This is a genomic window from Cobetia sp. 4B (assembly GCF_018831605.1).
In the GTDB taxonomy this organism is placed as follows: domain Bacteria; phylum Pseudomonadota; class Gammaproteobacteria; order Pseudomonadales; family Halomonadaceae; genus Cobetia; species Cobetia amphilecti.
In genome coordinates this window covers 2,221,301-2,240,416 of record NZ_CP059843.1, presented here as the reverse complement: position 1 = coordinate 2,240,416, position 19,116 = coordinate 2,221,301, and the positions used below count along the sequence as shown (strand labels likewise).

At 64.0% G+C, this 19,116-nt stretch carries 19 protein-coding genes; 16 read left to right on the top strand and 3 right to left on the bottom strand.

Features of this window, described 5'->3' with window-relative positions:
- Positions 1-44 precede the first annotated feature (44 nt).
- From H2O77_RS09425 to H2O77_RS09395, 7 genes are all read left to right on the top strand, one after another.
- Positions 45-890 carry a CheR family methyltransferase gene (locus H2O77_RS09425; protein ID WP_215822763.1) on the top strand — a complete coding sequence of 282 codons (846 nt, stop codon included), beginning with the start codon at positions 45-47 and terminating at the stop codon, positions 888-890.
- A 176-nt stretch (positions 891-1,066) separates the two neighbouring features.
- A complete protein-coding gene (locus tag H2O77_RS09420; RefSeq protein ID WP_215822761.1) occupies positions 1,067-2,257 on the top strand; it encodes a chemotaxis response regulator protein-glutamate methylesterase in 1,191 nt (396 codons plus the stop codon).
- A 167-nt stretch (positions 2,258-2,424) separates the two neighbouring features.
- On the top strand, positions 2,425-2,814 hold the full coding sequence (gene cheY, locus H2O77_RS09415; RefSeq protein WP_131432094.1) for a chemotaxis response regulator CheY: 390 nt from the start codon (positions 2,425-2,427) through the stop codon (positions 2,812-2,814).
- A 171-nt stretch (positions 2,815-2,985) separates the two neighbouring features.
- Entirely contained in the window at positions 2,986-3,744 is a 759-nt protein-coding gene (gene cheZ / locus H2O77_RS09410; protein ID WP_215824550.1) for a protein phosphatase CheZ, read from the top strand.
- Between the two features lie 234 nt (positions 3,745-3,978).
- Complete coding sequence (gene flhB, locus H2O77_RS09405; RefSeq protein ID WP_215822759.1) at positions 3,979-5,319, top strand: flagellar biosynthesis protein FlhB; 1,341 nt, start codon at positions 3,979-3,981, stop codon at positions 5,317-5,319.
- 198 nt (positions 5,320-5,517) lie between these two features.
- Positions 5,518-7,614, top strand: a complete 2,097-nt coding sequence (gene flhA / locus H2O77_RS09400; protein ID WP_131432092.1) for a flagellar biosynthesis protein FlhA — start codon at positions 5,518-5,520, stop codon at positions 7,612-7,614.
- A gap of 233 nt (positions 7,615-7,847) precedes the next feature.
- Positions 7,848-8,288, top strand: a complete 441-nt coding sequence (locus tag H2O77_RS09395) for a flagellar protein FlhE (protein ID WP_215822758.1) — start codon at positions 7,848-7,850, stop codon at positions 8,286-8,288.
- Between the two features lie 261 nt (positions 8,289-8,549).
- Here the strand turns inward: H2O77_RS09395 and H2O77_RS09390 are convergent, their stop codons facing one another.
- The 3 genes from H2O77_RS09390 to flgA all read right to left on the bottom strand — a co-directional run bounded on the left by H2O77_RS09390 (position 8,550) and on the right by flgA (position 10,435).
- Positions 8,550-9,023 carry a flagellar protein FlgN gene (locus tag H2O77_RS09390; RefSeq protein ID WP_215822756.1) on the bottom strand — a complete coding sequence of 158 codons (474 nt, stop codon included), beginning with the start codon at positions 9,021-9,023 and terminating at the stop codon, positions 8,550-8,552.
- Positions 9,020-9,298: a flagellar biosynthesis anti-sigma factor FlgM gene (gene flgM, locus H2O77_RS09385; RefSeq protein ID WP_054556606.1), complete on the bottom strand. Its 279-nt coding sequence runs from the start codon at positions 9,296-9,298 to the stop codon at positions 9,020-9,022. Before flgM ends, H2O77_RS09390 begins: the two co-directional genes overlap by 4 nt.
- A 315-nt stretch (positions 9,299-9,613) precedes the next feature.
- Positions 9,614-10,435 (bottom strand): flagellar basal body P-ring formation chaperone FlgA, encoded by an 822-nt coding sequence (gene flgA, locus H2O77_RS09380; RefSeq protein ID WP_215822754.1) that lies wholly within the window; start codon positions 10,433-10,435, stop codon positions 9,614-9,616.
- Positions 10,436-10,802: 367 nt separating this feature from the next.
- Here flgA and flgB point away from each other — a divergent pair, with 367 nt between their 5' ends.
- From flgB to flgJ, 9 genes are all read left to right on the top strand, one after another.
- On the top strand, positions 10,803-11,222 hold the full coding sequence (gene flgB, locus H2O77_RS09375; RefSeq protein WP_215822752.1) for a flagellar basal body rod protein FlgB: 420 nt from the start codon (positions 10,803-10,805) through the stop codon (positions 11,220-11,222).
- On the top strand, positions 11,222-11,698 hold the full coding sequence (gene flgC / locus H2O77_RS09370) for a flagellar basal body rod protein FlgC (protein WP_054556609.1): 477 nt from the start codon (positions 11,222-11,224) through the stop codon (positions 11,696-11,698). Before flgB ends, flgC begins: the two co-directional genes overlap by 1 nt.
- Positions 11,699-11,752: 54 nt before the next feature.
- Positions 11,753-12,442 carry a flagellar hook assembly protein FlgD gene (locus tag H2O77_RS09365; RefSeq protein ID WP_131432086.1) on the top strand — a complete coding sequence of 230 codons (690 nt, stop codon included), beginning with the start codon at positions 11,753-11,755 and terminating at the stop codon, positions 12,440-12,442.
- A 132-nt stretch (positions 12,443-12,574) separates the two neighbouring features.
- Complete coding sequence (flgE, locus tag H2O77_RS09360; RefSeq protein ID WP_054556611.1) at positions 12,575-13,837, top strand: flagellar hook protein FlgE; 1,263 nt, start codon at positions 12,575-12,577, stop codon at positions 13,835-13,837.
- A 171-nt stretch (positions 13,838-14,008) separates the two neighbouring features.
- Positions 14,009-14,776: a flagellar basal body rod protein FlgF gene (locus H2O77_RS09355; protein WP_215822751.1), complete on the top strand. Its 768-nt coding sequence runs from the start codon at positions 14,009-14,011 to the stop codon at positions 14,774-14,776.
- Between the two features lie 26 nt (positions 14,777-14,802).
- Positions 14,803-15,585 (top strand): flagellar basal-body rod protein FlgG, encoded by a 783-nt coding sequence (flgG, locus tag H2O77_RS09350; protein ID WP_215822749.1) that lies wholly within the window; start codon positions 14,803-14,805, stop codon positions 15,583-15,585.
- 88 nt (positions 15,586-15,673) lie between these two features.
- Positions 15,674-16,384 (top strand): flagellar basal body L-ring protein FlgH, encoded by a 711-nt coding sequence (locus H2O77_RS09345; RefSeq protein WP_215824549.1) that lies wholly within the window; start codon positions 15,674-15,676, stop codon positions 16,382-16,384.
- Between the two features lie 144 nt (positions 16,385-16,528).
- Positions 16,529-17,614: a flagellar basal body P-ring protein FlgI gene (locus H2O77_RS09340; RefSeq protein WP_063124270.1), complete on the top strand. Its 1,086-nt coding sequence runs from the start codon at positions 16,529-16,531 to the stop codon at positions 17,612-17,614.
- Positions 17,614-19,083, top strand: a complete 1,470-nt coding sequence (flgJ, locus tag H2O77_RS09335) for a flagellar assembly peptidoglycan hydrolase FlgJ (protein ID WP_215822747.1) — start codon at positions 17,614-17,616, stop codon at positions 19,081-19,083. The genes H2O77_RS09340 and flgJ overlap by 1 nt, the downstream gene beginning before the upstream one ends.
- Positions 19,084-19,116 lie beyond the last annotated feature (33 nt).

Below are 19,116 nucleotides of genomic sequence, written 5' to 3'. Positions count from 1 at the left end.
CCGCCCCGTCACCGGCTTCCCACGCCCTCGGGCGGGACCTGGTGATGACCGATGACGACTTCGAGCGCATCGCGCGCCTCATCTATCAGCGCGCCGGCATCGTGCTGGCGCGTCACAAGCGTGAGATGGTCTACAGCCGTCTGTCGCGCCGGCTCAGAGTGCATGGTCTGACACGTTTCCATGACTATCTGACCATGCTGGAGGCCAGCCTGAGTCGCAGTGACCACGACGAGTGGCCTGCCTTCATCAATGCGCTGACCACCAATCTGACCGCGTTCTTTCGCGAGCCCCATCACTTCGTGATGCTCGAGAACTTCCTGCGCGAGCGCCTGCAGCGTCAGGTGTCGGGTCAGCGGGCACCGCTGCGTATCTGGTGTGCGGCCGCCTCGACCGGGGAGGAGCCCTATTCCATCGCGATGGTGCTGCGCGAGGTGTTGGGGGCCGCGGCGAACCAGGTCGAGCTGATCGCCACCGATATCGACACGGACGCGCTGCAGGAAGCCGAACTCGGCATCTACCCCTTCGAGCGCATCGCCAAACTGGGTGAGCAACGCTGCAAGCGCTTCATGCTGCGTGGCAGCGGCAGTCGCCAGGGGCAGGTGAGGGTGCGCCCGGAGATCAAGCAGCTGGTGCGCTTTCGCCACCTGAATCTGCTGGATAGCCACTGGGACCTCGGTAGCGGCTTTGACGTGATCTTCTGTCGCAACGTGATGATCTACTTCGACAAGCAGACCCAGTCACGTCTGCTGGACCGCTTCGCGCTGATGCTCAAGCCCGATGGACTGTTGTTTGCCGGTCATTCCGAGAATTTTTCATGGCTCAATGATGCCTTCACGCTGCGCGGCCAGACGGTCTATACCCTGTCTCGCCGCCGGACGGAGGGTGCGTGATGCGTCGTGATGGCTGGTGATGATTCCCTTTCCCTTACCCACTCTCCAGGAGTGTCTGGATGCCTACCCCCGCTTCATCGTCATGCTCGGTCTCAAGCTCAAATGCTGGTTCAAGATCAGATTCGAACTCAAGTGCAGCTGCTGGCGCAGGCACGTCCCAGACCGGGGCCGGGCGCATGATCCGTGTGCTGTGTGTCGATGACTCCGCGCTGATTCGTGAGTTGATGGCAGAGATCATCAATGCCCAGCCTGACATGCAGGTCGTGGCCACCGCGCCGGACCCGCTGGTCGCGCGCGACCTGATCAAGCGTCACGAGCCGGATGTGCTGACGCTGGATGTGGAAATGCCACGCATGGATGGGCTGGACTTCCTCGAGCGCCTGATGCGTCTGCGGCCGATGCCGGTGGTGATGGTGTCTTCGCTGACCGAGCGCGGCGGGGAAATCACGCTACGCGCGCTGGAGCTGGGCGCGGTGGATTTCGTCTCCAAGCCGCGCCTGGGAATACGTGGCGGCATGCTCGAGTATGCCGAGACGATTGCCGACAAGATTCGCGCCGCCGCGCGGGCGCGTGTGCGGCCTGCGGGTCGCGCCGTGACGTCGCCATCTGCTGGCGGTGTACAGGCCGGCTCGGTTCTGTCCAATTCGGCACAGTCAAATCCTTATCCATCCAGTCTGGCAGACAGGTCAGTCGCCGCTTCGGTCGCCGCCCCGGTCAGTCAGGACAAGGAAAGCCCGCCTGCGATCGCTGCTGCCAGCCGCCGGCCATTGCTGTCGAGCGAGAAGCTGATCGCGGTGGGGGCCTCGACCGGCGGGACCGAGGCGATACGCGCGGTGTTGCAGTCGTTGCCGGCGGATGCGCCGGCCATCCTGGTGACTCAGCACATGCCGCCGGGCTTCACGCGCTCGTTCGCCGAGCGACTCAATGGGCTGTGTCGTATCGCCGTCAAGGAAGCTGCGCACGGTGAGCGCATCCTGCCCGGGCACGCCTATATCGCGCCTGGCGACGCCCACCTGACGCTGTCGCGCAGCGGGGCCAACTATGTGGTCACCCTCGATCAGCGCCCGCCGGTCAATCGTCACCGCCCATCGGTGGATGTGCTGTTCGATTCCGTGGCGCGGGTGGCCGGTCGCAACGCCGTGGGCGTGATCCTCACCGGCATGGGCCGCGACGGCGCGCGGGGGTTGTTGCAGATGCGCGAAGCCGGCGCCCACACCATCGCCCAGGACGAGCAAAGCTGCGTGGTCTACGGCATGCCGCGGGAAGCCGTCGAGCTCGGGGCCGCACAAAGCGTGTTGCCGTTGAGTCGCATCAGTGGGCAACTGCTCCACCTGGTACAGCTGGCCGGGCGTTCGCAACGCGTCTAGACCGCTTCGATCTGCCTGGGCGTGGAGGTTAAGTGGGTGTGAGTTGCCGGCAAGAAGAAGATGGGCGCAGAGGGTAAAGTCTGCCAGCTTGTGGCCGATAACCCCCTCACAAGGCTGGAATTTTCAGCCGTTCCCTCATGTGATTCTGGAAGAGAGCCCGACCGCTGATGGCCGACAAGAACCTGCGAATCCTCGTCGTCGACGACTTTCCCACCATGCGTCGGATCGTGCGCAACCTGCTCAAGGAGCTCGGCTTCACCAATGTGGAGGAAGCCGAAGATGGGCAACAGGCCCTGGAGTTCCTGAATCAAGGCAGCTTCGAGCTGGTGATCTCCGACTGGAACATGCCCAACCTCGATGGGCTCGAGATGCTCAGGCGCGTGCGTGCCAATCCCGCCACGGCCACGTTGCCGGTGCTGATGGTCACTGCTGAGGCCAAGAAGGAAAACATCATTGCCGCCGCCCAGGCCGGTGCCAGTGGCTATGTGGTCAAGCCCTTCACGGCGGCGGTGTTGGAAGAGAAGCTGGGCAAGGTCTTCGAGAAACACGGCCTCTGAGCCATCGCGCCACGCTGGCCGGGCCACGTTGGTCGGGCCACGCTGGTCGGGCCGCGCTGGTTAGGCAAGGCTGGCGCGGTCAGCGTAGCTGGTCACATCAAGGAGGGTGTCATGAGTCATCTGGAATCATCATCTGAACCCCAGTCATCCTCGGGCGCTGATCCTGGTGTGATGGCGCGCGATGGGGCGGCCAATCCCGCCAGGACGGGGGATAGCAGCGAAGACCTGATTCGGCGTATCGGCCAGCTGACGCGCATGCTGCGCGACAACATGCGTGAGCTGGGGCTGGATCGCGAGATCGAACGTGCTGCCGAGGCGATCCCTGATGCTCGTGATCGCCTCAATTATGTGGCCAGCAAGACGGAGCAGGCAGCAGATCGTGCCCTCAATGCCTGTGAGCGGGCCCAGCCGCTGCAGGATGCCCTGGCCAGTGAGGCGAAGTCGCTCAGCGGACGCTGGGACGCCTGGTTTGCCGAGCCGGTGGCCTTGGATCAGGCGCGTGAGCTGGTGATCGACACGCGTGCCTATCTGGCCGTGGTGCCTGATCAGACCAGCGCCACCAACAGCGAATTGCTCGAGATCATGATGGCGCAGGATTTCCAGGACCTTACCGGTCAGGTGATCAAGCGCATGATGGATGTCATCCAGCAGATCGAGATGCAGCTGTTGCAGTTGCTGCTCGACAATGTCCCGGAGGGTCATGCACGTTCGGCGCTGGCGTCTTCCGGGCAGGCCGCCACCCCGGCTGCTGCTGCGGGGCTTTCGGCAGCGGCACTTTCAGCCTCGGCGCTGGATGAGCAGGCAGCCCCCGGCGCCGGGGACGCCCAGTCTGGCGCCTTGCTCAATGGCCCCCAGGTGCGAGCCGATGCACCGGGGGTGGTCGCCAGTCAGGATGAGGTCGATGATCTGCTGGATAGCCTCGGCTTCTAGCCGTCTTCCCGGTAGTGGCACCTGCTGGTCCTTGTTCTTCATCCCCTTGCCCGTCCACGTCCCGTGTGGCGGGCAAGGGCGTTTTTGGGCGCTATTCCGCGCTTTGATCCCCGCCGTGCTTGGCACAATGAGGCCCATTCTCGGCATGATGCGTTCGTCGTGCGCGCCAGTGTGAGCGAGCGTCATGCTCCGGGCAGTTCAGGCAGATGCGATCCCAGGCAAGCGGAGTAGCCGGTGGCTGACGAGCAGAGCAGCGACGACAAGACAGAAGACGCCACGCCCCACCGAATACAGAAGGCCCGCGAGGAAGGGCAGGTGCCCCGCTCGCGGGAGCTTGCGACCTTTCTGTTGTTGGGCGGAGGTGCGGCAGGCCTGTGGCTGTTGGCGGGGCCGCTTGGCGACACCCTGGAGCGTGTGCTGGGCGCCTCGTTCGGCTTTGATCGCGCTCAGGCACTCGACAGTCGCGTGATGCTTGCCAATGCCTTGATGCTGGGCCAGGAGGCCTTGCTGGCACTGTTGCCGTTGTTCGCCTTGCTGATGGTGCTGGCGCTGGTCGGCCCGGTGCTGCTGGGCGGCTGGATGTTCTCCACCAAGTCGCTGGCGCCGTCGCTGGGCAAGCTCAATCCCGTCAAGGGGCTGGGCAGGATGGTGTCCTCCCAGGCGCTGGCCGAGCTGCTCAAGACCATCGCCAAGTCGATACTGGTCGGTGGTGTGGTGGTGATGTATCTGCATGCCCAGCGCCAGGAATTGATGGCCTTGATGATGATGCCGCTGGGCAACGCCATGGCGGATGCACTGGCGATCGTGGCGCGCTGTACGGCGCTGGCGATATTGATGCTGATCGTGCCGACGCTGATGGATGTGCCGTATCAGCTGTGGAGTCACGCCAAGAAGCTGCGCATGAGCCTCGAGGAGATCAAGCGCGAGCACAAGGAGACGGATGGCGACCCGCAGATCAAGGCGCGCATCCGTCAGCAGCAGCAGGCCATGGCGCGTGCGCGCATGATGAGCGCCGTGCCCACTGCCGATGTCATCGTCAACAACCCGACGCACTACTCGGTGGCGCTGGTCTATCACGAGGGCGACATGCGCGCACCGCGGGTGGTGGCCAAGGGGCGTGATGAGGTGGCGCTGCGCATTCGCGAAGTGGGCGAGGCGAACGGGGTGCCGATGCTGAGTGCGCCGCCCCTGGCGCGTGCCCTGCACACCCATGTCGATCTCGAGCAGGAAATTCCCATTGCGCTCTACCAGGTCATCGCCGAGGTGCTGGCCTGGGCGATGCGACTCAAGCGGGCGCGCCAGCAGGGTGGCCTGCGCCCGAGCCTGCCGGCAGATCTGTCCGTTCCCGATGAGTATCAGGTGCTGGAGGAGACGCAAGGCGCGGCTGAGGAGGCTGGCCCGCTAGGCGCCGAGCGTGATGACGGGGAGCCGGCAGCCGAAGCTGAGGCTTCAGCCGCAGGCGCGATGTCTTCTGATCATGATTCTCATGACGCCGATGCCGGGGCGGTGTTCCAGCCCAGCGCCAAGCCCGGGCCAGACGGTGACGCGACGACGGGTCCTCGTGTCGAAAGTTGATGAGCGATGTGGCTGATCGAAGTTGATGACCGCAGTTGATGACCGCAGTTGATGACCGAAGCGGATGATCGAAGTTGAGGCCCGAACTTGATAACCGTCCTGCTGCCCGAACCCCATGACTGACCGCCATTTCTGCTCCCCAAGCCCGGGCCGCTGCGCCGCACGCGCAACGCCCTTCACGATCGATGAGCCGCTTGCATGAATACCTTGCTGACACTGTTTGACCGCGTGGGGCTCAACACCTCCAGCCAGCTGAAGGTGCTGGCCGGGCCGCTGCTGATCATGATGATCCTGTCGATGATGGTGTTGCCGCTGGCGCCCTTCATCCTCGATCTGCTGTTCACCTTCAATATCGCGCTGTCGATCATGATCCTGATGGTCAGCATGTTTGCGCAGAAGCCGCTGGATTTCTCGGCCTTCCCCGCGGTGCTGCTGTTCTCGACCTTGCTGCGCCTGTCGCTCAATGTCGCCTCGACGCGGGTGGTGCTGTTGGAAGGTCACAACGGCGGTGACTCGGCGGGCAAGGTCATCGAGGCCTTCGGCCAGTTTCTGGTCGGCGGCAACTTCGCCGTCGGCCTGGTGGTGTTCTCGATTCTGGTCATCATCAACTTCATGGTCATCACCAAGGGTGCCGGGCGTATCGCCGAGGTAGGCGCACGCTTCACGCTGGACGCCATGCCCGGCAAGCAGATGGCGATCGATGCCGACCTCAACGCCGGCCTGATCGGCGAAGACCAGGCGCGCGAGCGCCGCCGGGAAGTGTCGCAGGAATCCGATTTCTTCGGCTCGATGGACGGTGCCAGCAAGTTCGTGCGTGGCGATGCGGTGGCGGGACTGGTGATCATGGTGGTCAATATCATCGGCGGGCTGATCATCGGGGTCGGGCAGCACGACCTGAGCATGTCCGATGCGGCGCGCACCTATACGCTGCTGACCATCGGCGATGGTCTGGTGGCCCAGATTCCGTCGCTGGTCATCTCGACCGCCGCGGGCGTGATGGTGTCGCGGGTCAACACCAATGAAGACGTCGGTCAGCAGATGATCGGCCAGCTGTTCAAGAGCTCGCAGGTACTATGGTTGGCGGCTGGCGTGATGGGGCTGCTGGGCCTGGTGCCGGGCATGCCCAACATGGTCTTCATTCTCTTCACCTTGCTGCTGGCGGGGCTGGGGTGGTGGGCCTCTCAGCGCGAGAAGGAGGTCAGCAGCGAGGCGAAGGAAGAGGCGGCGCCCGCGCCTGCAGCGGCCGTGCAGGAGGTCAGCGAGGCCAGCTGGGATGACGTGCGACTGGTGGAGCCGCTGGCGATGGAGGTCGGTCATCGCCTGATCGCGATGGTCGACATGCGCCAGGGCGGAGAGTTGCTGGCGCGCATCAAGGGGGTGCGTCGCAAGTACGCCCAGGAGATCGGGTTCCTGCCGCCGGTGGTACATATCCGTGACAACCTCGAGCTCGGGCCCAATCAGTATGTCATCAGCCTGAAGGGCGCCGAGGTCGGGCGGGGCGAGGCCTATCCGGGCCGCTGGCTGGCGATCAATCCGGGCAAGGTGTCCGGCAAGCTGCCGGGCGTGGCCACCACCGAGCCGGCCTTCGGCCTGGCTGCCACCTGGATCGAGCCGGAAACCCGCGAGCAGGCCCAGGTCTATGGCTACACGGTGGTCGACACCCCGACCGTGATCACGACCCACCTCAATCATCTGATGACCCGCCATGCCGATCAGCTGCTCGGGCGCAGTGAGGTCAGCAAGCTGCTCGAGAAGCTGGGCCCGCAGGATGGCGGCCTGGTGGAGGAAGTGGTGCCGGCCTTGATCAGTCAGGGCACCCTGCAGCGCATCCTGCACAACCTGCTGGATGAGGAGGTCTCGATTCGCGACATGCGCACCATCCTCGAGGCACTTGCGGAGCATGCCCCGCACAGCAAGGACCCCAACGACCTCACCGCCATGGTGCGCGTCGCCCTCGGGCGTGCCATTACCCAGTACTGGTTCGGCGCCGAACGCGTCTTGCGCGTGATCGGTCTGGAGGCGCAGCTCGAGCAGGTGCTGATGCAGGCCTTGAGCAGCGGCAATGCGCTGGAGCCCGGCCTTGCCGATACCTTGATGCAGCATGCCGAGAATGCCGTCGCCGCGCAGGACGCCAATGGCGAACCCAGCGTACTGGTAGTCGGGCATGCGCTGCGACCCTTGGTGGGGCGTTTCCTGCGTCGTCGCTTCAAGAGCCTGGCGGTGCTGTCCCAGGCAGAGATTCCCGATGACCGCGAGCTGCGGGTCACGCAGATGATCGGGGGGCGTGCGGCGTGACGCCAGCGCGGCTCACCACTGAGCAAGTGAATGACGACAATAAGCCGCAAAGGCAGAGAAGTGCGACAGGGAAGGCGCCGGCAAGGGGTGTGTCGAGCGTCTGCAGCAAGACGGATCTGAAGGAGTCAGCGGTGCAGAGAAGAAGGCGAGTGGTGACAGGATTCAGGAAATCCAGGGCGGGAGTGGCGTCGAGAGCGAAGCTGAGTGCGAAGCCAAAAAGCAGGACGGCACCGATGGCGGCCTTGATGACGGCAGCAGCGCTGTGGGCCGCGATGCTGTCCACGCCGGTGCAGGCCGCCAGCGCGGCGGTGATGATGTCCGTCGAGTCGCTGACCATCGCTCAGCGAGGGCATTGGTATATGCGCCCTCTGGCAGTGGCAGATGCCGTGCGTGATTCAGGTCTGATGGCGCCTGACAGGACGCGCGTCACCGCGATTCATTGGCGCTATTCGCTCACGCGTGCGCCGGGGGAGTGGCAGGTCATGCTCTGCCTGGAGGAGCGCTGCGCCATGCTCGCGGCGAGGCGTGGCAAGTTGACCCTGCCCACCCGGGAGCTGGCGACGGCGCCTTTCTCGCTGAAGGTCTATCGCAATGGACGTGGCGTACTCAAGCCGGCCGCACATCTGGATGACATCCAGCTGGTGATCGACGTCGAGAGTCTGGAAGGTGCGTGACTGGCAGCGTTGTCAGCGAAAGGGGACTGGCTTTGAATGACTTGCGATGAGTGGCTGACGATCGCTGGCTGATTGGCTAGTGACTGGCGTGCAGCAGCAGTGTCTGGAGGCTCGGCAGAATGCCGGGCCTCGCGTGTTTCTGGGTCTCACGTATCTCTGGGTCCGCAGGGGCGGCGTTGCAGTCTGGGTGTACAGCCCGAGGCCTCACGCCTTAGGTATTCAAGTCAGGACGCCCAGGCCAGGACAGTCAAGGCGGGTCATTCAGGCCGAGACGTTCAGGCGTGAGGCGCCCGCTGCCGGACGCCCATCGGCGCCGTAATGGCCGGGGGAACGTTGATGCAAGCTGTCGAGAATCTTGCTGTGCAGCGCCATGCGCTGACCGATCAGCTCACCATTCAGGCGATTGCGTGCCTGGGCGCGGCGTGTCAGCGTCACCAGATGCCACCACTGGGTAGCCAATACCGGCTGGCTGGCGAGCACCGTATGCAGTTCCAGTGGGTCATTGGTGAGTCCTGCGTTGCTCAGCCAGCTGCGCCGGCGGCTCTCCAGCGCTTCCAGGCGGGCGGCGTTGGCCAGTTTGGCTTCGCGCGAGGCCTCAAGGTCTGCCGCGCTTGGCAGGCGTTGGCCCAGCAGGCGCTGTTCTTCCTCGAGCAGGGCGATGAAGTCATTCAGCTCCTGCTCGAGGCCGGAAAAGATCTCGCTCAGCAAGGCCGTCGAGGCGTCATCGAGTGTCATGCGTCACCTTCGAAGGCATCGATCAGCCCTTGTGCGATGCGGTCGACATCGATCTTGATGCTGCCATCGGCGATGGCCTGCTTGAGGCTGTCGACGCGCGCCTGGTCGATGTCCTGGCCTGCATCGATCGCGCTGCTGGAAAGCTCGACCTGGGTGGAGTCGGCCGTGGAGGTCGCCGCCGTGGTGGCGGTGGTGTCCTTGGCCGTCTCGGGGCGCAGTTCGCGCGGGGCTTGAGTGTCGCTGCGCTGTATCGGGCCGCCATGTTCAATCTTCATTGACTGTCCTCTCTGGCCGTCGGGCCGGGCTCGACGACGAGCCTGTCATGGATGGGTTGCGTGCGTCATCTGCGCGCTTGAATCGACTATCGGCCATGCCAGCACAAGCTTTACCCCACGCAGGCAATATGGTCCCTCAGGAATGAGGTATCTGGTGCGGGTCGCTGCTTGTCAGTATCAAGCATTTCGGCCTTTGAGCGTCAGCGTCTCGTTCCGGTGCGTCAGCGTGTCGTGGCTGGACGTGCACAGTCAACAGGATGACTCGGGCTGGTCCGGCGCGGATCAGCTCGGCTCATCTAATCTCAACTGAAGTCATCATGGTGCTACCCGCCGCGGCCCGATGACGCGGGCGCGCACCCAGTCGCCCGGGGCGAGTTCGATGCGGATGCGCTCATCGAGCCCCCCAGCCTCCAGCGCCCGCGCACTGCGCTGCATGCTGAAGCCTGTGCCGCTGACCTGATAGATCACGGTATCGCCGAAGTTTACCAGCGGGATGGCGCGCACGCTGTTGCGGGTGATGACCTCGCCGGCGCGCAGGCGGCGGCGTACCTCGAAGCCTGACAGCGCCGCGGCGCTCTCGAAGCCATTGCCACGCAACTTGCCCAGTGGCGTCAGTACCGGCGCCAATCTCGCGGGTGCCAGTGGGGTGCCGCTCGCAAGTGGCTGTGGCGTGCTCAGGCGCCAGGCGAAGCGTTCCATGCGAACGCTGACGATATGTTGCTGGCCGTTGGCGCACAGCAGCTGCAGGCGTTTGAGACCCGGTGTATGGCGGTCACTGCGCGCGGCATTGAGGCTCAGTTGGGGAGCCGAGCAATCTTTCAGGCGGGCGGGCAGGCGACGCAGCTCGAGTTGTACGGAGGCCTCGCTGGGCGCGCCCAGTGGCGGCTCGCCGGGCATGCGCACTCTGACGGGGCCGCTGTCCTCGGCGGTGAAGATGTCGCTCAATTGCCAGCGCAAAGCTTCGACGGCGCGTGTCTGCGCGTCTTTGACTGATGGCGCTGTTGTTGAGGCTGATGCTGATGCCTGGGCGGCAGACAGCTGAATGGCAGAGCCGATCGCGTCTGAGGTGTTGGCATGCACAGCGGCCCCCGCGGGCAGCAGTACCAACAGTCCGGTGCTGGCGATGGTGCGCCACAAGCCTTTTGCTGTCGTCAGGCCTTTTGCAACAGACAGTCCTCTAGCCACAGACAGACCTTTCGCTACGCTGATTTTCGGCATGCTGTCTCTCATCGCGAGTGGCGTCCGGGGCGGAAGGCGGGGTCAAGCGCCCCTGGTTCAGGGCACAAGGTTCAGGTGCTGGATCAGTGCCGCGAGAGATTGTAAGCCGCCCCTGACACCGGCATGGCCAGAAATAGCCGCGATAAAGTGGCTTGTTCTTACCTTCATCCTGGCGCTGGCTGACTATTCTCAGTCCTGCTTTCCGTCATGCTCCCCTACGCGTGAGCTCATCGATGGATGTTCCCTCGCTCACATCAGGGCGAGGTGCCGACAGCGGGGCACTTCCATGTTTGATCGACTTGATTCCCTAATGAGCTTTCACCAGCAGGCGCTGGGCCTTCGCGCCGAGCGTCAGCAGGTGCTGGCCACCAATATCGCCAATGCCGACACGCCGGGCTATCTGGCACGCGATATGGACTTCTCCGCCACCCTGGCCAAGGCGACGGCGGGCAATACCGCGCCGGGGCCGCTTGCGCTGAACACGACCCAGGCCGGCCACCAGGCCGCCAGCGGGGCGGGGCTGTCGCTGGGCGCGGACCTGCTCTATCGCGTGCCGACACAGCCGAGTCTGGACGGCAATACCGTCGACATGGATGTGGAGCGGGTCAATTTCGCGGACAACAGTCTGCATTACGAGGCCAGCCTTGAGCTTCTGACCGGCAAGATCCAGGGCCTGCGTCTGGCCATGCAATCGGAGAACAGTTGATGGCAGCGTTCAGCATCTTCAACGTCGCGGGTTCCGCGATGGCGGCCCAGTCGCAGCGCATCAATGCCGTGGCCAGCAACATGGCCAACGCCGACAGCGTGGCGGGCCCGGATGGCAAACCCTATCAGGCGCGTCAGGTGGTGTTCGAGTACGCGCCCCTCGCGCGACAGGCCAATGCCTCGCTGGCGACGGCCAACCTGGCCGGTGGCGGTCTGGCGACACAGATGGCGTCACGCAGTGCAGGCCTCGGTGGTGTCAGGGTCAGCTCGGTGGAGCTGAGCGATGCCCCAGCGCGCCAGGAGTATCGCCCCGATCATCCCCTCGCCGACGAGCAGGGCTATGTGACCTTCTCCAATGTCGATCCGGTTGCCGAGATGGTCGACATGATCGCGGCTTCCAAGTCCTACGAGGCCAATGTCGAGGTCTTCAATACCTCCAAGTCCCTGCTGCGCAAGACGCTGACGCTGGGTGAATGACCCTCGCTCAGGGCTTTGGCCTTCTGACCGCTTCTTCTGATTTCGGGTAACCGCATGGCGACGCTAGACACCAGTGTGCTCAACAGCATCAACCAGACCACCACGACCTCCGGCGTCACCGACAGCACGCAGTCGGTGAGCAGTACCGAGGAGCTCAATGATCAGTTCATGACCCTGCTGGTGGCGCAGATGCAGAACCAGGACCCGATGGACCCGGTGTCGAATTCCGACCTGACCGCGCAGCTGGCCCAGATCAGCACCGTCAGTGGTATCGAAGAACTCAACACCACCCTTGAGGGTATCACGGCGCAGATTTCCAGCAGTGAAGCGCTGCAGGCGGCCAGTCTGCTCGATCAGGGCGTGCTGGTCGGCGGCAATGCGGTGCTGGTGGGCAACGCGACCTCGACACCCTTCGGTCTTGAGCTGGCCGACGATGTCGACAATGCCACCGTCGAGGTGCTGGGCGCGGATGGCAGTGTGGTCAAGACCTTCGAGTTGGGCGCATTGGAGGCGGGTATTCATGGCTTCGTCTGGGACGGTTTGCTGGATGATGGCACTGAAGCCGCCGATGGCTCCTACCAGCTGGCCGTGACGGCCGAGCGGGCAGGCGAGAGCTATGACGACCTGCAGACGCTGAGTTATGGCGTGGTCAGTGGTGTCAATCAGACCGACAGCGGCGCTCAGCTGGACCTGGGGCCGGTGTTGGGTGTCGTCAGTCTGGACGCCGTGCGTCAGGTGCTTTGAGCTGAGCCCATGGCGCCGGGATAGCGCCAGCGAGCCCGCCGGACGGGCCACCAGTTTCAGGCCGTTTGGCCGCCCCCGAGCTCGCTGACAGGTCTCGGGCTTTCATCTTCATCGCGATCAAAGGGACAGACCATGGCGTTTTCACAGGCATTGAGCGGTTTGAGTGCGGCTTCTACCAATCTGGATGTGATCGGCAACAACATCGCCAACTCGGAAACGGTGGGTTTCAAATCCTCTGAGGCGCAATTCTCCGACATCTATGCCGGCTCACAGGCAGCGGGGATCGGGGTGCAATTGGCATCCGTTGCCCAGGACTTCACTTCCGGCTCGCTGGAATCCACCGGACGCGATCTCGATCTGGCGATTTCCGGAGATGGCTTCCTGCGTTTCTCGGACACCAGTGGTCAGATCGTCTATTCGCGCAATGGCCAGCTCAACATCGATGCCGAGGGCTATATCGTCACGGCCCAGGGTGCCCAGTTGACAGGCTATTCCGGTGAAGGTGTCACCGGGGAACCCGTGGTATTGCAGATTCCGACAGCCCCTCTGGCGGCAAAAGCGACGCAGGACAACATCGCTCTCGAGGTCTATGGCGCTGAAGTCGCGCTCAATCTGGATGCCGCGGACCTTGTGCCGGCCACTGCCGATTTTGATCCGACGGATGCCGCGACCTACAACTACGCCTCGGCGATGACGGTGTATGACAGTCTTGGCGATGAACATGTCGTGACGTCCTTTTATGCCAAGACCGAAAATAACACCTGGAACGTCCATCACGTGATGGACTTTTCCAGCAAGGCTGCGGAATTGCAGGAACAGATCGACGAAGGCGTCGCTGACCCTTCTGTCGACTTTGATCCTCAGACAGAGGTGATCACCTTCGGGGCGGGCGGTCAGCTGCTTGATTACAGTCAGACGGCCCAGACCTACGCCCTGGCCAATGGCGCGAGTGATCTTAGTTTCAGTATCGACTTCACTGGCAGCACCCAATATGCCAACGATTTTGAAGTCATCACCCTGTCCCAGAATGGTTATACCTCCGGCAGTCTTGTCGGCGTCTCCTTCGAGGAAGATGGCCGCGTGATCGGCAGTTACTCCAATGAGCTCAAGCAGACACTGGGCACCATTGCGCTGGCCAACTTCGCCAATGAGCAGGGTCTGCAGCCCAATGGCGACAACGGCTGGGTCGCCACCGCTTCCTCGGGTGTTCCGCTGGTCGGTGTGCCGGGTGAGGGCGTCTTCGGTGAGGTCCAATCCGGGGTCGTCGAGGCCTCCAACGTCGACCTGACCACCGAGCTGGTCGATCTGATCATCGCTCAGCGCAACTATCAGTCCAACGCCCAGACCATCAAGGTCCAGGACGAGGTCCAGCAAAGCGTCATCAACATGCGCTAATGCCACTCCTGACATGTGACGCGGTTCGTCTTCTGCAATGAAAACAGCAGAGATGTCGAGGCGAACCGGGTCATCTCGAGCGTCAGTACTCTGCGGCGAACCAGCGCATCAAGAGCGGGCGTTGAGGGGCGGGCGCTGACGGCAACACGGCAAGGTGTGAGGGAATAGCGGATGGACAGAATGCTCTACACCGCCATGAGCGGCGCCCAGCGCAGCCTGGCGGCTCAGGATGTCGCCAGTCATAACCTGGCCAACCTCTCGACCACCGGCTTTCGCGAGATGCTGACACTGTCGCGGGCGGTGGATGTGCAGGGCGAAGGGCTGGCGACACGCGTCTCCAGTCAGCTGACCACCACGGGCGCCTCGATGGCCCAGGGCACGATCCAGACCACGGATCGCGCGCTGGATGTCGCGCTGGACGGCCCCGGCATGCTGGCCGTGCAGGGCGCGAATGGCGAGGAGCTCTACACCCGCAACGGCGCGCTGCATATCGATGCCGATGGCGTCCTGACCTCCGGCGGCTTGCCGGTAATGGGCGATGGCGGGCCGATCGAGCTGCCGCTCAACGCCATCGTGCATATCTCCGCCGATGGCAGCGTGAGTGCGCGCTCGGCGGCGGATGCGCCTGACACCATGGTGCTGCAGGCCCAGCTCAAGCTGGTCAATCCCGAGGCCATTCCCGGCAGCCCGGCGCTTGTGCGCGGCGAGGACGGCTATTTCCGTCAGCCGCCGACTGCGGCGGGTGAGGCCGCGCCACCGCTGGCTGCCGACCCGCTGGTACGGGTCGTCTCCGGTGCCCTGGAGAGCAGCAACGTCTCGGCGACCGACGCGATGGTCGCCATGATCAACAACGCGCGCAGTTTCGAGATGCAGATGAAGAGCATCGATACGGCAGAGCGCATGGCCGAGCGTGGCAACAGCCTGCTTGGTACCGACTGACCCCGTAATCACGGCGGAGCCCCCTGATGATTCGTGCCCTATGGACAGCCAAGAGCGGTCTTGAAGCTCAGCAGATGCAGATGGACGTCACGGCCAACAACCTGGCCAACGTCTCGACCAATGGTTTCAAGCAGTCGCGCGCGGTGTTTGAAGATCTGCTCTACCAGAACATGCGCCAGCCCGGCGCTGCCTCCTCTGCCACCACCGAGCTGCCCTCGGGGCTGCAGGTGGGCACCGGGGTGCGCGCCGTGGCCACCGAGCGTCTGCACATCCAGGGCAATCTGGAGCAGACCGAGAACTCCAAGGATGTCGCGATCAATGGTCAGGGCTTCTTCGCGGTGATGCTGCCGGATGGCACCAATGCCTATACCCGCGATGGCTCCTTCCAGCTCGACAGCACCGGCCAGATGGTCACCGCCAGTGGCTACCCGCTGGACCCGGCGATCGTCATTCCGGCCAATGCCCTGAGTGTCGATATCGCCTCCGATGGCGTGGTCAGCGTCACCCAGCCCGGTTCCACCAACAGCACCGAGGTCGGTCAGCTGCAGCTGTCCACCTTCATCAACCCGACGGGCCTGTTCAGTCGTGGCGAGAATCTGTATTCCGAGACCGATGCCTCGGGGCCGCGCAGTGACAACGTGCCGGGCTTCAATGGTGCGGGCACTCTCTATCAGGGCTTCGTCGAGACCTCCAACGTCAACGTGGTGGAAGAGATGGTGGGCATGATCCAGAACCAGCGTGCCTACGAGATCAATTCCAAGGCCGTGACCACCACCGATCAGATGCTGGAGCGTCTGGTCCAGATGTAAGGGTTGTCGCATGTCGCTTTCGCGTGATCTCCCGGTGGTGGCGCTGCCATCCCTGTCAGCTGTTTGCCCACGCCAGATTGGCTTGGCGATGCCCGGATTGGCGTTGCCTGGCTGGCGTCGCATGCGCCGCGCGCTGGCCGGATTGGCGATGCTGGCCATGACGCTGGTAGGCGCCGGGTGTGCCCATATCCCCAGCGAGCCGCTGGTCGATACCACGCCAATGGAATCGACGATGCAGCCGCGTCCGGAACCGATGGCCAATGGCGCCATCTTCCAGCCGCTGTATGGCAACCAGCCGCTGTTCGAGGATCGCCGCCCGCGTGCTATCGGCGACATCATCACCATCCTGCTCGACGAGAATGTCAGCGCCAGCAAGAGCTCGGCCAGCAATGCCAGCCGCGACGGCAGCCTCGGTTTCTCGCTGACCGCCATCCCCGATTTCATGACGGGGCTGCTGGATGGCACCGATGCCGATATCGAGGGCGAGAATGACTTCACCGGCAGCGGTGGCTCGAATGCCAACAACAGTTTCACCGGCACCATCACCGTGACGGTCAGTCAGGTGCAACCCAACGGCAATCTGGAGGTGCGCGGCGAGAAGCGCATCGCGATCAATCAAGGCACCGAGTCGATTCGCTTCTCCGGAGTGGTCAATCCGCGCACGATTTCCTCGGCCAATACGGTGCAGTCCACACAGGTGGCCAGTGCACGCATCGAATATGTCGGTGATGGCTATATCAACGAGGCACAGAACATGGGCTGGATGCAGCGCTTCTTCCTCAATCTGGCGCCGTTCTGAGCCTTGCGTGGCGATTGCCGTGCCATGTTCTGTAGAGAATTGCCCTGTCCCGATTTCTCACCACGCTGTCCCATCATGAGTCGCTATCCGATGCCTGAGATGCTCCCTTATCCCCGCTGGCGCGCTGCGCTGGCCGCCTGCCTGATGCTGGTGAGCTGCCTGACCTTGACGCTGCAGTCGGCGCAGGCCGATCGCATCAAGGACCTCGCCCAGGTGCGCGGCGTGCGCGACAACCCGCTGGTCGGCTACGGCCTGGTGGTGGGGCTGGATGGCAGTGGGGACCAGACCACCCAGGCGCCGTTCACCGGCCAGAGTCTGACCAACATGCTCTCCCAGCTGGGCGTGACGGTGCCGTCGGGCACCAACATGCAGCTCAAGAACGTGGCGGCGGTCATGGTCACCGCCAGCCTGCCGGCCTTCGCCAGCTCCGGTCAGCCCATCGATGTCGTGGTGTCGTCGCTGGGCAATGCCAAGAGTCTGCGCGGTGGGACCCTGTTGATGACGCCGCTCAAGGGCGTGGATGGCCAGGTCTATGCGCTGGCGCAGGGCAATCTGATCATCGGTGGCGCCGGTGCCCAGGCCGGCGGTTCCAGCGTGCAGGTCAACCAGCTCACGGCCGGGCGTATTCCCAGTGGCGCGACGGTGGAGCGCGGCGTGCCGACGCGTCTCGGTGATGAGAATGGCGTGATCCATCTCGACCTGTTCGAGGGCGATTTCAATCATGCCCAGAACGTCGCCAGCGCCATCAACCGCAACTTCGGGGGCTCGCTGGCCTCGCCGCTCAGCAGCCGCGATATCGTGGTGCAGGCACCGCGTGACCTCAGTCAGCGTGTCGGGTTCATCGCCAGGCTCGAGAACATCGAGGTCGCCCTGGGCGTGCCGCGTGCGCGTGTGGTGGTCAATGCGCGGACCGGTTCGGTGGTGATGAACTCCGAAGTGCGCCTGGCGCGCGCTGCGGTCACCCACGGCAACCTGTCGGTGGTGATCGACGCCAATCCGGTGATCAGCCAGCCTGCGCCGCTGTCCCAGGGGCAGACGGCAGTGGTCAATGACCCCGATATCAGCGTGAACCAGCAGGGCGGTGCGCTGCGCATGGTCGAGGGGACTGCCAGCCTGCAGGAGGTCGTCGATGGCCTGAATGCGCTGGGCGCCACGCCGCAGGACCTGGTCTCGATTCTGGAAGCGCTCAAGGCAGCCGGTGCGCTGCGTGCTGATCTCGAGGTGATCTGATGAGTGTGCTTGGTAGCGGTGCCAACGTGGATGCCGGTCGTCTGGCCTTCGATACCCAGGGTCTGGCGAGCCTCAAGGGGGCGGCCAGCAGTGGCGGCGAGCGCCAGCAGGAGGCGCTGGAGGAGAGTGCGCGCCAATTCGAGGCCTTGATGCTCAACATGATGCTCAAGCAGATGCGCTCGGCCACCGAGAACTCAGCGCTGACCGGCTCCCAGCAGCAAGAGATGATGACCTCGATGCTGGACCAGCAGCTTTCCCAGCAACTGGCCAGTGTCGGCGACGGTATCGGCCTGTCGAAGATCCTGATTCAGCAGTTGTCTTCGAACACGGCGACGGGCACGGATAGCAGCACTGCAATGTCCCCCAGCGCAGCAGTGAAAGGTGAGCCGGACGATGAACAGGGTGCCGGTGGCTGGTTGTCGGCGGTAGGGCTGACCCCCGAGGTGGGCGCGGCTCGCGAAGATGACTGGCAGGCGGCGGTGGAGACACGCGCCGCAGACGAGGTTGCCGGCTTCATGGCGATGCTCGATACGCTGGCGCCCGGCGACACGGCGCGAGGCATCTACGCCGAGCTGCCGATGGCGACGACAGGCAAGGAAGACGTGTCTGCCACCGTCAGCCCGGTGGCAGTGACCGACATGGCAGCGCTCAGCGAGCAACAACGTCGTCAGCCCGAGAATGTGCAGCGCTTCGTGGCGGAATTTGGCCCCGCCGCTCAGGCGGCCAGTCGTGAAAGCGGGCTGCCCGCAGAATTGATTCTGGCCCAGGCCGCGCTGGAGACGGGCTGGGGTGAGCGCCGCATTCACACCGAGGCCGGCACCGACAGCCATAACCTGTTCGGCATCAAGGCCGGCAGCAGCTGGCAGGGCGACAGCACCACGGTGCTGACCACCGAATACCGCGACGGGCGCCGCATGCGTCTCGAGGACAGCTTCCGCGTCTATCCCGATCAGGCCAGTGCGCTGCGCGATCATGCCGCGCTGCTGACCGGCGCCCAGCGTTATGCCCACGTGACCCGGTCGCCGGACGCCGAGAGTGCCGCGCGCGCCTTGCAGGAGGCGGGCTACGCCACTGACCCGCACTATGCCGACAAGCTGATCTCGATCATGAGTCGGGTCGGCCCGCTGGAGGCCAGCGGCCATCCCGAGACAGCGGAAACCCGCCTGGCGACACGCGATGCCGTGCCTGCGTCATCGTCTGTCGCAACCGCCAACTCAAGCTCCCCGCGCGGGCTGCTTGAGGCTTCTGCGCCGCTGTTTGCCCTCGATGCGCGCGATGCTCAGCCGCTGGTCGAGATGGCGGCTGCGACGGATGCGGTGTCTGAGACGGGTGTGGCGTCTGTGGCGTCTGTGGCGTCTGCGACGGATATGGCGCCTGCGGCGGATAAAGAGATCGGTACTGGCAGTGAAAGCACTGCATCAGGGGCCATCCAGTTGGCGATGGGCCGTTCAGAGCCGCTGATCCGCTAGAGCCGCTGATGACGATTCACTGTCGATGAATTG